The following is a 16,363-nucleotide window of genomic DNA, read 5'->3' as shown; positions in this document are numbered from 1 at the left end:
GGCACTCGGGCCAGGTGGGATCATCGCAGGCCCGGGTACCCGCCACTGCTGCCACTATCGCGTAATTGCCAGTTCTTGGCAATAAGACCCGCCGCACCCACCCGTTCGACAGGCCCGCGACACCGACCGGACCCGGAACGGACGGCGGGCCCGGAGCCGAGGCGGCTCCGGGCCCTGAGGCGTCCGTGGTCAGGAGATGGCGCAGGTGACGTTGCCGGGCGGCGGGGTGCCGTTACCGGTGGCGGTGAACCCGAAGGTGGTCGAACCGTTGGGCGCCAGCGCGCCGTTGTAGGCGGCGTTGCGGACGGTGACGTTGCCGGTGGTGCCGGAGTTGACGCCGTTCCAGACGCTGCTGATCGCCTGGCCGCTGCCCAGGCTCAGGCCCACGGCCCAGCCGGTGATCGCGCCGGAGCTGGTGTTGGCCACGGTGACCTCGCCCTGGAAACCGCCGGGCCAGCTGTTGACCGCCTTGTAGGTGGCGGTGCAGCCGCCGGGCCCGCTGGTGGGCGGCGGGGTGGTCGGCGGAGGCGTGGTCGGCGGGGCGGTGGTGGGCGGCGGGGTCGTCGGCGGAGCGGTCGTCGGCGGGGGCGTGGTCGGCGGCGTGGTGGACTGGAACTGGCTGAAGAAGCGCCAGATCTCGCCCGAGGTCCAGGTCCGCGAGTCGTTGGGGGTGCCCGACCCGTCGACCGGGCTGGGGGTGTGGTCACCGTCGAACGCGGCCCACTGCACCGGGAAGCCGGAACGGCAGCCCGAGTAGACGGTGGTGATGTGGGTGAAGGTGTTGAGACCCGGCTCGCGCGGGCTCTGCGCGGTGCACCCGTTGTTCCGGACGAACGTGTCGCGCAGCGACCGACCCATCGAGATGTTCAGCACGCTGTCGTGGGTGCCGTGGATGCCGAAGTACGGCACCGGCTGGGTGCCGCCGTTGCAGCCGCTGAGCTGGGCACCGGACAGCACGGCGACCGCACGCACGACGGTGGGCCGGGCACAGGCCACCGCGTAGCTCATCGCGCCGCCGTAGCTCCAGCCCAGCACGAACCGCTGGGTGGTGTCCACGCACAGGTCGTTCTCGACCTGCCGGAGGATGTCGTCGAAGAGGGTCAGGTCCCGGCCGTTGGTGTTGGCCCAACCCGCGTCGATGCCCTGCGGGGCGACGAAGATGGTGCTGTTGTTGGACAGCGGCAGCAGGCCGTAGTAGCCGGCCGAGGAGACGTTCTGCGCCGAGCCGTTCAACCAGTGGAAGCCGACCACCAGCCGGTACTGGCGGTTGCGGTCGTAGCCGTCCGGCAGCCGCAGGATGTAGCTGCGGTTCTGCCCGCTGCTGGTGATCGTGCGCGTCCCGTTGCTCAACGTGGGGGCCTTGCCGCAGCCCGCCGTCGCCGCGAGGGTGCCGTTCGTCGCCGCCTCCGCCGTCGCGGAGAGACCGCCGTTCAGCGCGCCGCCGACGGTCGCCGCGAGCAGGACGGCCGCGGCGGCGATGGTCGGGAGTAGGTGTCTGTGTCTGACCATTGCTTGGCTCCTTGCCATGGGTCTGGTGTCCCGGTGGTGATACGCGGAGTCGACCCGGCGATGGCCGGCGGGGACGGCAGGATGCGGTGGACACCCGCACCCCGTCTCCTCGCCCGGGTGGGGCGACTCGGGTGGGCGGACGCGCCCGTTCGGCGCGGACGGCACGACGGCTCGGTGGAGCGGCCCGGATCTGGTCGTCGACCGGCAGGGCGGCGCGAGGGGTGCCCTCGTGTGCCGCTGCCAACGGACTCCGACGACGGGAGACGTGCCCTTCGCTCCCGGCCGAAAGATAGCAGGTTATCGATAACATGCTCAACCGGACGGGCGGCGACAGCTGCGGGCGCATCCTCGACCGATCCGTCGGCGGCGGGGGCTGACCTGCGCCGGGACGGGCCGACCGGCCCCGCGACCGGCAGCCGACGTCGAAACTATCGGAGGCGTCGGCTCGTAACTTTCTGGAGCCGGCCGGTCGACTGATGTGACCGTTAACGGCGACGGACAGCCGGGCGCGGGCCACCCGGCTGTCCGCTGCGACACCAGCCCGGTCGGGAGGACGCCCGACCGGGCGGCGGGGTCCGGACCGGTGGCCGGACCCCGCCGCCGGCCCGGCTCAGATGCTGGCGAGCGCCTCGGTCGGCGGCAGGGCGGCGGCCCGCATCGACGGGTAGACGCCGGCCACCACGCCCACCACCGCCGCACCGCCCAGCCCGGCCAACGTCGAGGCGAGCGGGACAACCACCGGCCACTGGTGGTACGCGGCGTAGCCGGCGGTGACGGCCAGCCCGAGCAGCGTCCCGACGACCCCGCCCAGCGACGCCAGGGCCACCGACTCGGTGAGGAACTGGCCACGGATCTGCCCCCGGTGGGCGCCGAGCGCACGCCGCAGACCGATCTCGGCCCGTCGTTCCAGCACCGAGATGACCATCGTGTTGGCCACCCCGATCCCACCCACCAGCAGCGCCACCGCCGCCAGGGCCAGAAACAGCGCCGAGAAGGCGTTCTCGGTGGCGCGCTTCGCGGCCAGCGCGTCGGAGGGGCGGCTGACCAGCACGTCGGCCGGGCTCTGCGGGTTGACCGTCTCGGGCAGCACCGCCCGGACCTGCTCCACCGCCGGCTCCAGCGACCGGACGTAGAGCACCGTGGGATGCCCGTCGAAGCCCAGCTCGGACTGCGCGGCCGGCCAGCCGACCAGCACCGACCTGTCGATGTCCGGCAGCAGCGGGACGGCGGCCAGGATGCCGACCACGGTGAACCACCTGTCGCCGATCATCACCTGCTGGCCGGGCCCGTCCCCGGCGGGCACGTCGCGCACGCCCAGCCGGGCCGCCGCGACCGCGCCGAGCACCACGGTGGGGAAGCGCGCCGTCGCCGGGGTGAGCCAGCTTCCGTGCTGGACCCGGGCGTTGATGATCGGGAGCAGGTCGAGCTGGCTGGCCAGCACCGTCAGGCCGGAGCCGTCCTCGGGGTCGGTACGGTCGGAGCGGCGGACCAGCCGGTGGGTGTTGGCGACCGCGCTGATGCTGGTCACCGGGCCCACCCGCCGGACCATGGCGGTCGACTCCTTCGGCAGCAGCGCCGGCGGGTCCTGGTCGGGCAGCGCCCGCACCTCCAGCATGTTGGTGCCGAGCGCGGACAGTTCCCGCATGAGCTGGGCCTGGCTGGAGGCCGGGATGCCGGTCACCACGATCATGGTGGCGATCCCGATGGCGATGCCGAGCGCCGACAGCGCGGCCCGGGTGCGCCGGGTACGGATGCCGAGCAGCCCCAGCCCGAGCAGGTCGGTCACGGCCAGCCGGACCGGCCGGGCGGCCTCGCGGGCCGTACCCGGATGCGCCCGGTGCGGCGTACCCCCGGTGGTGGGTGTGCTCATCGGGGCGTCACCACCCGGCCGGAGTCGGCGACCAGGTGGCCGTCGCGCAGCTCCACCCGGCGGGGCAGGCGGGCGGCGATGTCCCGGTCGTGGGTGATCACGGCGATGGTGGTCCCCTCGGCGTGCAGCCGGTACAGCAGTTCCAGGACGGCCTGGCCGGTACGGGTGTCCAGCGCGCCGGTGGGTTCGTCGGCGAGCAGCAGCGCGGGCTGGTGGACCAGGGCGCGGGCGATCGCCACCCGCTGCCGTTCCCCGCCGGAGAGCTGGTGCGGCAGGTGGGTGACGCGGTGCGCCAGGCCGACCCGGTCCAGCGCCGCGAGGGCCAGCGGCCGGCGGTCCCGGCGGGGCACCCCGGCGTAGAGCAGGCCGGTGGCGACGTTCTCGGCTGCGGTGAGCCCGGCGGTGAGGTGGAACTGCTGGAAGACGAAGCCCAGCCAGCGCCCGCGCAGCGCGGACAACTGCCGGTCGGAGAGCCCGGCCACGTCGAGGCCGCCGAGATGCACCGTGCCGGAGGTCGGCCGGTCCAGCGTGCCCATGATGTGCAGCAGGGTCGACTTGCCGGAGCCGGACGGGCCGACGATGGCCAGCATCTCGCCCTCGGTGATGTCGAGCGAGACGCCGGCGAGGGCGGTGACCCCACCCGGGTAGCGCATGGCGGCGTCGCGTACGGCCAGCACGGTCACGAGGCGGTCACCACCGCGAGATCCTCGGTGATCCCGTCGCCGGAGACCTCGACCATGCCCTTGGCGAACATGCCGGTGGTGACGGCGACGAACCGTCCACCGTCGGCCAGTTGCAGCGCGTAGCCGCCCTCACTGAGCGCCACCAGCGCGCCGACCGGTACGGCGAGGACGCCCTCCCGGGTCTCGCCGGCCAGGTCGACCTGCACGTCGGCGGCGTCGATCCCGGTCAGGTCGTCGTCCACGGTCACCGTGACGGCCCGCTTCGGCGTGCCGGTCGGGCCGGAGTCGTCCTGGGTGACGGCGGTGGCGACCGCCGAGACGGTGCCGTCGACGGTCTTGTCGCCCGGCAGCGTGACCGTCACCCGGTCGCCCCGCTGGATGGTGCCGGCCTCGGCCACCTCGGCCTGGACGGTGATCACCTTCGCGGTCGGGGTGACGGTCAACAGCGGCGTCTCGGCGGGGTCCCCGCGCAGCGCGGTGACGGCGTCGACCCGGACCGCGCCGGGCAGCACGGCCACGTCGCCGACGGCGATCCGGCCGGTCACCGGCAGTTCGGCGTCCTGCTGCCAGCGCTTGATGGCCCGCATCAGCGAGCCGGTCAGCACCCCCTCGCCCTTGCGGACGACGACCCGGGCCGGGGCGGCGGCCGTCGGCGTGGGTGCCGCCGCGCCCTGCCCGGAGGTGCCCCTGTCCTGCTCCGGTGCCGCCTGCTGCCCGGTGGGCGGGGTGGAGGTGGCGGGCTTCACCGGCCGGGAGACCTTCTCCCCCGGCACGGGCTGGTAGCCGATCTCGTACCCCAGCGCCTTGAGGTTGGTGGCGACGACCCGCACGTCGCGGCCGACCGTGCCGGGTTCGGCCAGGTCGCGGTAGAGCGGCAGGCCGCCGTAGAACAGCGGCACCGGCTGGTCGTCGATCCGGTAGAGCTGCCTGCCCCGGGTCACCGTCGCGCCGGCCGGGGGCAGCCAGGTGACCGTCCCGCTCCGGCCACCCTTCACCGGTTCCGCCCGCCCGTATCCGAGGGTGCCGGTCAGCGACACGGTGGTGGCGAGGTCGGTCCGTACGACGGTGGTGGTCTGCACCGGGACCGGCGGGTTCCCGCCGGCCGTGGCCGGAGCACGGTGGACGGACCAGACGACGCCGCTGGCGACGACCGCCACCACCAGGGTCAGCACGGCCGGGACGACGACGCGTCGACCGGTACGGCGCGGTGGGCTCTGCGCTGGTGACTGTTCTGTTGACACACCGCGAGCATGGCGACGGTTCTTCAGAAACCTGTCAGGTCCGCCGAACCCACACGGGTTCCTGACATCACGCCCCGATCGTGGGCAGCATGTCGCACACGTTCCTCACCACGGTCCGCTTCGCCGTACCGGCGCTGGTGGTCGGTTGTCTGCTCGCCGGTTGTTCCGCCGCACCGACCGACGACCGGACCGACGGCTCACGGGTGGCCTCGGTGCAGAGCCCGACCACCCGCGCCACCGGTCCCGCCGACGTCGAGGACCGGCGTCCGGTGATCCCCCTCGACGCCACCAACGACGAGATCGAGGCCCTGCGGGCGGCCTGGGGACGGTGTGTGGCGAAGGAGGGCGGACCCGGCTACGAGGACGGCCGGAGCGTGATCTGGAAGGAGAGCCAGAACGACCCGAAGGCGAAGCGGGTCCGGGCGGCCTGCCGGTCGACGGAGCCGGAGTTCTTCGAGGAGCGCCAGAAGCGTACGGACAACGCGGCGTTCCGCGACAACCAGCGCGAGTGGTACCAGTGCGCCGAGCAGGCCGGTTACCGGTTGACCGCGCCCGACGAGGACGGCGAGTTCGGCATCACCGAGGTCGGCCCGAACGGTGACTTCCAGTCGCCCAAGATGACGGCGTGCCGGCGGGAGGCGTTCCGGCGGTGACCGGGGCGTCGGGCGATCCACCTGCACGACATCCACCTTTCGGCTGGCGATCTGCAATCCGTTCGGGTAACGTCGCGTCCAACAAATGGACTACATGACGCGGTGACCGTGCCCGTGATCGTGACCCTGCGACAGCGCGCAGCCCGTCCGCGTGCTCCGGCGTCAGCCGATGTGTCGCCTCCGATCAGCGGGCACCTGCGGAAGGTCCAGCATGCTCAGCACCTCCGAACCGGCTCTCGACCCGACCAGCACCGCCGACGAACTGGTGGCCACGATGGCCGCCCTGCCGGCCGACGATCCGCGTCGCCCGGCGCTGCGGACCCGGGCCATCGAGGCGTGGCTGCCGCTCGCCCGGCACCTGGCCCGCCGCTACACCGGGCGCGGCGTCCAGGACGACGACCTCATCCAGACCGCGGCCCTCGGGCTGATCAAGGCGGTCGACCACTTCGACCCGGCCCGGGGCGTCGCCTTCACCGGGTACGCCATCCCCACCGTCATCGGCGAGATCAAGCGGTACTTCCGGGACCGCACCTGGTCGGTCCGGGTCCCCCGCCGGCTCCAGGAGCTGCGCCTGGCGATCAGCGAGGCGAACGGCACCCTCGCCCACACGCTGGGGCGCTCGCCGACCGTCGCCGACATCGCCGGCTACCTCGACCTGTCCGAGGAGACCGTCCTGGAGGGCCTGGAGGGGGCCCGCGCCTACCGGGCGACCTCGCTGTCCACCCCCATCGGCACCGACACCGGCATGGAACTCGCCGACACCCTCGGCGCCGACGACCACGACCTCGAACTCGTCGAGATCCACGTCGCCCTCGCCCCCGCCCTCGCCGCCCTGCCGGAACGCGAACGGCTGATCCTGACCCTGCGGTTCCACGGCAACCTGACCCAGTCGGAGATCGCCGACCGGGTCGGCATCTCCCAGATGCACGTCTCCCGGCTGATCAGCCGGGCGCTGGCCACCCTGCGCGGCCGGCTCGCCGCCGGGTGAGTACGGCTGGCCACCACGGGTAATCCGCGCCCATGGCGCGCTACACGAAACCCGAGCTGCGCGAGCAGCTCAAGGAGGAGATCCGGGCCGGCGACCGGGGCGGACGACCGGGGCAGTGGTCGGCGCGCAAGTCGCAACTGCTGACCCGCGAGTACCAGCAGCGCGGCGGCGGCTACCAGGGCCCGCGGGACGAGCGGCAGCAGTCCCTGCGCCGCTGGGGCGACCAGAGGTGGCGGACCAGGCAGGGCACCACCCGGGCCCGGCACGACGGTGAGACCGACAGGTACCTGCCCGACAAGGCGTGGAAGCAGCTCTCCCCGCAGCAGCAACGGGCCACCGACGCGCGCAAGCGCCGGGCGTCGACCTCCGGTCGGCAGTACGTGGCCAACACCGGCCCGGCCCGACGCGCACGCCGCGACGCGACCTCGGGTGGTTCGCTGACCGAGCTGACCGTGGCCGAGGCGACGAAGCGCGTCCGCGATCTCGACACCGCACAACTACGGGCCGCCCTGCGGGCCGAACGCCGGGGCAGGGGCCGTAAGACGCTCATCAGTCGGCTGGAGTCCGCGCTGGCCCGCCGCTGACCGGACCGGGTCCGCCCGCGTCGGTCGGGCCACCGCCCGGTCGCCGGGCCGCTCGCCCGTGAGGCGGCTGGCACCGGGAGTGCATATGCTCGACGGGTGGAGGACAGCGAGCAGATCGTGCTGGCCGAGATGCTGCAGTCGGCCGAGGACGCCGCGCCGGTCGAGGCGGTCGAGGCGGTCACCGGGGCCATCGCCTCGGCACTGAACGCGCTCGGCGTCGCCCTGCTGATCGCCGATCTCAGCGGCCGGGCCCTGGTCCGGCTGACCCATCAGCCGGGCGTCGCCGGGCCGGGCCGCCTCCACGGCGAGGAACTCGCCGAGGTGCTGCCCTTCGACGGCGGCCCCTACGAGCAGGCGGTCCGCCACCAGGTCCCCCAGGTGCTGGCCGGTGACGACCGGTGGACGCTGCTCGCCCCGGTCACCGAACGCGGCGAGGCCATCGGGCTGCTGGAGATCGACCTGCCCGACGAGCCGGACACCGAGGTGATCGAGCGGGTCGCCCGTACGGCGCACGCGTTGGCGTTCGTGGTGATCGCCAACCGGCGGCACACCGACCTGTTCGAGTGGGGGCAGCGCAGCACCCCGTTCACCCTCTCGGCCGAGATCCAGCGACGACTGCTGCCCTCCTCGTTCACCTGCGAGGCCGGGGCGTTCGCCCTGTCCGGCTGGTTGGAGCCGGCCGCCAGCGTGGGCGGGGACACCTTCGACTACAGCGTGGCCCGGGACGTGCTGCACCTGAGCGTCACCGACGCGATGGGCCACGGGGTCGCCAGTGCGCTGACCGCCACCCTCGGGGTGGGCAGCCTGCGCAACACCCGCCGCCGGGGGCTGGGCCTCACCGGGCAGGCCGAGGAGGCCAACCGCGCCATCGCCGCACACGCCAACGTCCGTGGCGCGTACGTGACGGCGGTGCTGGGCCGCATCGAGTTGTCCACCGGGCGCTGCGAGCTGCTCAACGCCGGGCACGTCCCGCCGATGCTGGTCCGCGACGGCCGGAGCACGGTGCTGGAGCTGCCCGGCAACTTTCCGTTGGGCATGTTCCCCGAGGCGGGGTTCCGCAGCGGGGAGGTCGTCCTGCGGCCCGGTGACCGGCTGGTCGTGGTGACCGACGGGATGCGCGAACGCAACGCCGCCGATCTCGACCTGCCCGCCGCCCTGCACGACATCGCGTCGTTGCACCCCCGCGAGGCGGTCCGGGCGCTGTCGGACGCGGTGCTGGCCACCGCCGGCCCCGAGCTGGCCGACGACGCCACCCTGATGATCATCGACTGGTACGGCGGCCACGGGCCGCGCCGCAGCACCGCCGGCGCGGACACCGACCGCGCCAGCGCCCCGTCCGGCTGAGGACGCTCACGCCACCGGGGCCGCCGCCTCGGCGTCGCGTACCGTGTCGAAGACCGCGATGACCTGGTCGACCGAGGTGATCGACAACACCGTGCGGACCGACCGGCGCACCCCGGCCAGCCCCAGCCAGCCGCCGCGTTCCCGCAGCTCACGATAGGCGACCACCAGCGCGCCGAGGCCGCTGGAGTCCATGAAGCCGACGCCGGCCAGGTCGACCACCACCACCCGGGCGCCACCCTCGATCACCTCGCGTAACCGTTCCCGCAGCTGGGGGGTGGTGCTCATGTCGAGGTCGCCGGCGACTTCGACCACCGTGCCGGCCCCCTCCCGGCGGGTCGACAGCGTGAATTCCACCCGAACCCCCTTCGTCGAGGCGTACCGGACATCCGGTGACGCGGTACCTCGTACCCACGGTGCCAGAAACCGAACATGAGCGCTCGGAGACGTCCGCCGGGTGTCCGGGTACGGGTGGCCACTCGACGGTTGGCGTAAGGACCGGGGCGGCGGCTCCTACGACTGTCGTGACCTGCGTGAGCGCCCGGGAGCAATTGCGGACGGCTTGCCGCGCAAACGCGTACATAACTCACATGGATGTCTTGACCAGCACCGCACGGTCGGTACGGTCCTTACTCACGCGACGCGTTTCTCCCGATGTGGACGTCGCGGCTGGTCTTCGATCGGAAGGCGACACATGACAACTCCCCCAACCACCAGGGCACGCCGGGGTCGACGGACCCTCGGCCTGATAGCCGCAGGGCTGCTGCTGGCCGGTGCGCTCCCCGGCACCGCGTCGGCGGCGGACCCCGATCCGCGCGTCGGCCTCGGCGGCGGCTGGCTCGACGCGCAGTCCGCGATCAGCAACCTGGAACACGTCGCGCACCGCGACAAGGCCGCCGGGTTCGTCGACCCGACGAACCCAGGCAACGGCGGGTACTACAACTCGGATCTCGCCTTCGGTGGCCGGTACGCCTTCCAGGGCAACTACAACGGGTTCACCATCGTCGACATCGCCGACCCGGCCGAGCCGACGCTGGTCACCAGCGTCGTGTGCCCCGGCGGGCAGGGCGACCTCTCGGTGCAGGGCAACCTGCTGTTCATGTCGGTCGAGGAGAGCCGGGGTCGGGTCGACTGCGGCACCAACCCCAACGTCGGCACCCGGTTCCAGGGGGTGCGGGTCTTCGACATCAGCGACGTCCGCAGCCCGGTGCAGGTGGCCGCCGTCCAACTCTGCCGTGGCTCGCACACGCACTCCGTGGTGACCGACCCCCGCGACGCCGACAACGTCTACGTCTACGTCTCCGGCACCACCTCGGTCCGCCCGGCGACCACGATGGAGGGTTGCAACAACAACGCCGCCGACGGGGAGAACCCGTCGCGGTGGCGGATCGACGTCATCAAGGTGCCGGTGGCCGCGCCGCAGAACGCCGCCGTGGTGAACCAGCCGAGGCTGTTCCAGGACCCGGTCACCGGTCGGGTCGACGGCCTCCAGAACGGCCCGGTCACGCCCCGGCACCCGTCCGGGTCGACCTGGTCGCCGACGCCGAACACCAACGCCTGCCACGACATCACCGCGTACCCGGAGATCGGGCTGGCGGCCGGCGCGTGCCAGGGCAACGGCATCCTGATCGACATCTCCGACCCGGCGAACCCGAAGCGGATCGACGAGGTCGCCGACCCGAACTTCGCGTACTGGCACTCGGCGACGTTCAACAACGACGGCACCAAGGTGATCTTCACCGACGAGTGGGGCGGTGGCAGCGGCGCACGCTGCCGCGACACCGACCAGCCGCAGTGGGGTGCCAATGCCATCTTCGACATCGTCGACAGGAAGATGACCTTCGCCAGCTACTACAAGCTGCCGGTGCCGCAGTCGCTGCAGGAGAACTGCGTCGCGCACAACGGCTCGCTGATCCCGGTGCCCGGCCGCGACGTCATGATGCAGGCCTGGTACCAGGGCGGCATCTCGGTGTTCGACTTCACCGACTCGAAGAACCCGCGCGAGATCGCATACTTCGACCGGGGCCCGGTCAACCCGAACGCGCTCGTGCTGGGCGGCTTCTGGTCGGCGTACTGGTACAACGGCAACCTGTACGGCAACGAGATCGCCCGCGGCTTCGACGTGTTCGCGCTGAAGCCCAGCGCCCACCTGTCGGCGGCCGAGATCGAGGCCGCCGCCCAGGTGAAGCTCGCCGGGTTCAACGCCCAGGGGCAACCGAAGATCAGTTGGACGCCGAGCTTCGCGCTCGTCCGCGCATACCACGACCAGGGGGTACGGGCCGGCACGATCGACCCGGCGTTGAGCGCGGAGGTCGACACGACCCTGGGCCGGGCCAGCGGGTTCGCCGCCGAGGGCAAGCGGTTCGCCGCCGAGGCGCAACTGCGCACGCTCGCCGACCGGCTGGACGCCGCAGCGTACGGGACGCTCCGCCAGGCCGTGGTGGACCTCGCGGACACCTTCAACCCCCGGGTCTCCGCCACGGTGGGCCCGGCCGAGCCGACCGGTAACAACGGCTGGTACACCGGTGCCGTCACGCTCACCCTGACCGGCCTGATCCCCGGCATGTGGACCGGCCAGTACTCCGTCGACGACGGCGCAACCTGGGTGGACGTTCCGGCCAGCGGCGTCGCGACGATCAGCGCCGAGGTCAGGGGTCCGGTGCGGTACCGGGCGGTCGACGCGGCCGGCAACACCTCCCGGCAGGGCAGCCAGTGGCTCAAGATCGACCGGACCGCCCCCGAGGTGCAGGTGTCCGGGCTGACCGACGGCACGGCGTACGGTGACTCCGGCACGGTGACGGTGGACTGGACGGTCACCGACACCGGCTCCGGGCCCGGCATCAACCCGGACAGCGCACTGCTGGACGGCAAGCGGGTCGCCCGTGGGGCGACGGTCACCCTGTCCGGCCTCCCGCTGGGCAACCACACCCTGACGGTGACCGCGAAGGACAAGGCCGGCAACACCACCAACCGGTCCGTCACGTTCACCACCACCACGTCCTTCGCCGACCTGCAGGCCCTCGTCGACGGTTACCGGTCCGCCGGCACCGTCAGCGCGGGCAACGCCGACAAGCTGACCACCAGCCTCGGCAAGGCCGGCGCGGCGGCCTCCGCAGGCCAGCCGGCGGAGGCGGTCGGGCACCTGACCGCCTTCCTCGACCAGGCCGGCGCGCTCAACGCCATCGGGGCGCGCACCCTGCTGGTCCGCGACGCACGCGCGCTGATCGACCAGCTCGACGGGTAACCCGACCGGTCCGACGGACCGGCGGGTCGTGCAGAACCGGGGCCTGCCCAGCGTCGCTGGGCAGGCCCCGGCCGCTCCCGGCTCCCTATGACGAGCCGAAGCCGCCCACGGAGGCCGACCCCGGCCCTACGCGGGCCAGGCCGGGGGTGCAGCCGGGCCTGCGCCGGGCGGGGCGGTGACTCAGCCCAGCTTGGCCAGCATCTGCTGCATGCGCTGGATCTCGATGCCCTGGTCGGCGTTGACCTCGCGGGCGAACTGGTCGCTCGCCGGTTCCAGGCCACCGCCGGCGGCGTACAACTGCTCCACCATGGTCAGTGCGCCCTGGTGGTGGCGGATCATCGCGGTGAGGAAGAGCCTGTCGAACTCCGTCCCGCGCGCCCGCTTGAGCTGCTCGAACTGGGCGGCGGTGAGCATCCCCGGCATGAGCGCGTCGTGCGCCGCCCCGTCGTGGCCGCCGGCGGCCGGCACGTTGCGCTCGGCGAGCCAGGTACGCATCCGGGCGATCTCGTCGCCCTGTGACACCTCGATCCGCTTGGCCAGCAGCGTCACGTCGGGGCTGGTGGTGCGCCCGGCCAGCAGCGCGGTCATCGCCAGGGCCTGGGTGTGGTGCGGGATCATGCCCTGCACGAACCGGCTGTCGGCGGCGGTGAACCCGGGCGGTGAGACCTGCGACAGGTCGGTGCCGGACAGTTGCCGGCCCGGCTGCCCGGGTGCGCCGGGCTGCACCACCCGCGACGACGTCGGCGGTTGGTACGCCGGGTCGTCCCGGCCGGCCCAGACGGCGACACCCACCGCCGTGGCGAGGACGGCCGTGGCGACCACACCGGAAACGACCACGCGACGGGGCAGCGGCACGGTTCACCTACCAGTCCTGGCTTGAGCTGCGCGGATTCCATGGGCATAGTGCCTCACCCCCGACCCCGGCGACCAGCCCACGAGCAGGTGGATCCGACCCGCACACCGCGACTTTTGCTCAAACATCGAAAAGTTTCCCCGAATCGATTCAAAGTGTTAGTGTCTGCGATCAATCTTCGGTGTGACGCGTGCCATACCGAACTGCCATCGGGAGAAAGTGGCGCGGTCCCCCGGCCGGGCCCACCACCACTGGAGGCACCATGACCACCCCGCACCGGCGGCGCAGATCCGCGCTCGTGGCCGCCGGCACCGCCCTGGCGACCGTCCTCGCCACCGGGTCCGTCACCCCGGCCACCGCCGCCCCCGCCGCCGATCTACCACCCCAGGAACCCGGCGTCACCCTGCGCACGTACGACATGGGCACCCCGCTGTCGGCGCTGTGCACCCTCAAGCCCGCCCAGACGCCCAACGTCGACAAGCTGATGCCGCAGGTCAACTGGAGCAGCACCGACGACTTCGGGCTCGCCGACCGGTTCGTCAGCCACGTCACCGGCAACCTCGCCGCACCCGTCGACGGCGCCTACGCCTTCCGCCTCACCAGCGACGACGGCTCCCGGCTGAGCATCGGCGACACCGTCGTCGTCGACCACGACGGGCTGCACGGCGAGACGGCCAAGGAGGGGACGACCACCCTCACCGCCGGCCGGCACCCGCTGCGCATCGAGCACTTCGACGACGGCGGCGGCCAGGTGCTCCGGCTGGAATGGCGTCCACCGGGCAGCGCCGACTTCACCCTCGTGCCGACCTCCGCGCTGAGCACCGACGCCGGGGTCGTCCGGGTCACCGCGCCCGGCTGGAAGTACTGCGAGGGGGCCACCGACTCGGCCGGCGACGGCCTGCCGCTCGACCGGGTGCACCCCGGCTACACCCTCACCGACCTGCGCCCCGACGGGTTCCGGCCGCAGGTCACCGGGATGGCGTTCCGGCCCGACGGCGCGCTCGTGCTGAGCACCTGGGGCGGCACCGACAACGCCACCGGCGAGATCTGGGTGGCCGAGGGCGCGACCGACGCGACCGGCCCCGACCAGGTCACCTACCGCCGGTTCGCCGACGGGCTGCGCGAGCCGCAGGGCGTCGCCGTGGTCGACGGCACCGTCTACGTCAGCCAGAAGCACGAACTGACCGCGCTGCGCGACACCGACGACGACGGCGTCGCCGACGACCGGCGTACGGTCGCCACCTGGCCGTGGGGCGGCAACTTCCACGAGTTCGCGTTCGGCCTGCTCTACCGGGACGGGTTCTTCCACCTCAACCTGTCGGTCGCGATCAACCAGGGCGGCGCCACCACCGTGCCGCAACCCGCGCCCAACCGGGGCACCTCGATCAGGGTCAACGCCCGGACCGGCAAGATCACGTATGTGGCCGGCGGGCTGCGTACCCCGAACGGGATCGGCTGGGGGCCGCGCGGCGAGGTTTTCGTCACCGACAACCAGGGCGGCTGGCTGCCCGCGTCCAAGCTGGTCCAGATCCAGCAGGGGGCGTTCTTCAACCACTACACCAGCCCCGACGGGCCGTTCGACGACAAGCCGGTGACCCGGCCGATCGTCTGGCTCCCGCAGAACGAGATCGGCAACTCCCCCTCCAGCCCGGTGCTGTTGACGCAGGGCCCGTACGCCGGGCAGGTCGTCGTCGGCGACGTCACCTACGGCGGCCTGCAACGGGTGTACCTCGACGAGGTCGAGGGGCAGTACCAGGGGGCGGTGTTCCGGCACACCCAGGGCCTGGAGGCCGGCGTCAACGAGGTCACCCTCGGCCCCGACGGGGCGCTCTACACCGGTGGCGTCGGAGCCGGCGGCAACTGGGGCCAGGAGGGCAAACTCAGCTACGGCCTCCAGAAACTCACCCCCAACGGCACCTCGACCTTGGAGGTCAAGCAGATGCGGGCCACCGCCAACGGGTTCGACCTGGAGTACACCGAGCCGGTCTCGGCCGAGACCGCCGCCCGGCTCGCCGAGGCGTACCAGGTGACGCAGTGGCGCTACGGGGCGACCAGCCAGTACGGCGGCCCCAAGCTCGACCTGGAGAAACTCACCGTGACCAAGGCGGTGCTGGCGGCCAACGGGCGGACCGTCCGGCTGCGCATCCCCGGCCTCAAGGAGAACCGGGTGGTGCACGTCCGCTCGCCGCGCCCGTTCTCCGCCGCCGACGGCGAGCAGCTGTGGAACACCGAGGCCTGGTACACGCTCAACGAGATCCCCGGCCGGCTGGCCCAGCCGCAGACGTTCTTCGAGGCCGAGGAGGGTCGCACCGTCGGCGTCGGGATGGCCACCGACCACGCCGCCTACTCCGGTGCCGGCTTCGCCGCCGGGTTCGCCGACGACGGCGCGTCGACCCGGATCTCCGTCGACGTCCCCGAGGCCGGTAACCACGACCTGGCGATGCGCTACAGCAACGGCCCCAACCCGTTCTCCGGCCCGAAACAGCTCAGCCTGTACGTCAACGGCAAGCGGATCGGGCAGACCGTCTTCCCGTCCACCGTCACCTGGGAGGAGTGGGGCACGGTCACCACGAAGGCGCACCTGCGCCGGGGCCGCAACATCGTCGAGTACCGCAAGGAGAGCGCGGACTCCGGGCACGTCAACCTCGACGTGCTCGCCGTCCGGCCACGCGGGGAACGGATCACCCTGTTCGACGGCGGTGACCTCACCGAGTGGCAGCACACCGACGGGCGCGAACCGGAGTGGACGCTCGACGGCAACACCATGACCGTACGCGGCGGCGACCTGCGTACCGTGCAGGCCTTCGGCGACTTCCGGCTGCACGTCGAGTTCAACCTGCCGCTCTACCCGCCGGAGGTGACCGGCCAGCAGCGCGCCAACAGCGGGGTCTACCTCCAGGACCGCTACGAGATCCAGGTGCTCGACTCGTTCGGCGTCGACCCGCCGCAGAACAACGACGCCGCCGCCATCTACACCCAGAAGGCGCCCGACGTGAACGCGGCCCGACCGCCGCAGACCTGGCAGACGTACGACATCGAGTACCGCCAGGCCCGCTACGACGCGGCCGGGAACAAGGTGGCGAACCCCCGGGTCACCGTGGTGTGGAACGGCGTCACCGTGCACGACGACGTGGAGATCCTCGGCCCGACCGGCGGCAGCCGGCCCGAGGGCCCGGCGGCCGGCGCGATCCGGCTCCAGGACCACGGAAACCCTGTTCAGTACCGCAACATCTGGGTCAAGCCGCTGGACGGGTGATCCCGCCGCCGGCAGGGATACGGCCGGGACCGCCGTGGCGGTCCCGGCCGCTTCGCGTCGCAGGTCGGCCGGCCGTCGCCGTGTGCGTGGACCGCCCGAAGCTGCCGGGAGCCCCGCGTCGACGGTACCGTCCTGATCGGA

General features: G+C 72.5%; 12 protein-coding genes. 6 read left to right on the top strand and 6 right to left on the bottom strand.

The annotated features are described in order from the left end of the window. Positions 1-189: 189 nt before the first annotated feature. The 4 genes from ACN268_RS24965 to ACN268_RS24950 all read right to left on the bottom strand — a co-directional run bounded on the left by ACN268_RS24965 (position 190) and on the right by ACN268_RS24950 (position 5,303). Positions 190-1,509, bottom strand: coding sequence for a cellulose binding domain-containing protein (locus ACN268_RS24965; RefSeq protein WP_421485250.1), 1,320 nt, complete (start codon positions 1,507-1,509; stop codon positions 190-192). 610 nt (positions 1,510-2,119) lie between these two features. Then, positions 2,120-3,379: an ABC transporter permease gene (locus ACN268_RS24960; protein ID WP_421485248.1), complete on the bottom strand. Its 1,260-nt coding sequence runs from the start codon at positions 3,377-3,379 to the stop codon at positions 2,120-2,122. After that, positions 3,376-4,032: an ABC transporter ATP-binding protein gene (locus ACN268_RS24955; RefSeq protein ID WP_088643779.1), complete on the bottom strand. Its 657-nt coding sequence runs from the start codon at positions 4,030-4,032 to the stop codon at positions 3,376-3,378. The genes ACN268_RS24960 and ACN268_RS24955 overlap by 4 nt, the downstream gene beginning before the upstream one ends. A 26-nt stretch (positions 4,033-4,058) precedes the next feature. After that, a complete protein-coding gene (locus ACN268_RS24950; protein WP_421485247.1) occupies positions 4,059-5,303 on the bottom strand; it encodes a hypothetical protein in 1,245 nt (414 codons plus the stop codon). Positions 5,304-5,392: 89 nt separating this feature from the next. On the opposite strand from ACN268_RS24950, the gene ACN268_RS24945 reads away from it, so the two are divergent. From ACN268_RS24945 to ACN268_RS24930, 4 genes are all read left to right on the top strand, one after another. Continuing rightward, a complete protein-coding gene (locus tag ACN268_RS24945) occupies positions 5,393-5,956 on the top strand; it encodes a hypothetical protein (RefSeq protein ID WP_421485245.1) in 564 nt (187 codons plus the stop codon). Between the two features lie 211 nt (positions 5,957-6,167). Further along, the gene (locus tag ACN268_RS24940; protein ID WP_421485243.1) at positions 6,168-6,944 is read left to right on the top strand and encodes a SigB/SigF/SigG family RNA polymerase sigma factor; all 777 of its coding nucleotides are present in this window, start codon (positions 6,168-6,170) and stop codon (positions 6,942-6,944) included. Positions 6,945-6,976: 32 nt separating this feature from the next. Further along, positions 6,977-7,528, top strand: a complete 552-nt coding sequence (locus ACN268_RS24935) for a hypothetical protein (protein ID WP_421485242.1) — start codon at positions 6,977-6,979, stop codon at positions 7,526-7,528. 96 nt (positions 7,529-7,624) lie between these two features. Then, a complete protein-coding gene (locus ACN268_RS24930; RefSeq protein ID WP_421485240.1) occupies positions 7,625-8,872 on the top strand; it encodes a PP2C family protein-serine/threonine phosphatase in 1,248 nt (415 codons plus the stop codon). Between the two features lie 6 nt (positions 8,873-8,878). Here ACN268_RS24930 and ACN268_RS24925 read toward each other — a convergent pair whose 3' ends face one another. Continuing rightward, positions 8,879-9,226: an STAS domain-containing protein gene (locus ACN268_RS24925; protein ID WP_421485239.1), complete on the bottom strand. Its 348-nt coding sequence runs from the start codon at positions 9,224-9,226 to the stop codon at positions 8,879-8,881. A gap of 337 nt (positions 9,227-9,563) precedes the next feature. Between ACN268_RS24925 and ACN268_RS24920 the strand changes: the two genes are divergently transcribed. Continuing rightward, the gene (locus ACN268_RS24920) at positions 9,564-12,113 is read left to right on the top strand and encodes an FIMAH domain-containing protein (protein ID WP_421485237.1); all 2,550 of its coding nucleotides are present in this window, start codon (positions 9,564-9,566) and stop codon (positions 12,111-12,113) included. Positions 12,114-12,293: 180 nt separating this feature from the next. Here the strand turns inward: ACN268_RS24920 and ACN268_RS24915 are convergent, their stop codons facing one another. Continuing rightward, entirely contained in the window at positions 12,294-12,968 is a 675-nt protein-coding gene (locus ACN268_RS24915) for a DUF305 domain-containing protein (RefSeq protein WP_421485236.1), read from the bottom strand. Positions 12,969-13,228: 260 nt separating this feature from the next. Here ACN268_RS24915 and ACN268_RS24910 point away from each other — a divergent pair, with 260 nt between their 5' ends. Then, positions 13,229-16,222 (top strand): family 16 glycoside hydrolase, encoded by a 2,994-nt coding sequence (locus tag ACN268_RS24910; protein WP_421485235.1) that lies wholly within the window; start codon positions 13,229-13,231, stop codon positions 16,220-16,222. Positions 16,223-16,363 lie beyond the last annotated feature (141 nt).

This window comes from Micromonospora sp. WMMD735, from assembly GCF_049178995.1.
Taxonomy (GTDB): domain Bacteria; phylum Actinomycetota; class Actinomycetes; order Mycobacteriales; family Micromonosporaceae; genus Micromonospora; species Micromonospora wenchangensis.
Note: the sequence above shows the minus strand (reverse complement) of the source record. Positions and strands in the feature narration are given on the sequence as shown.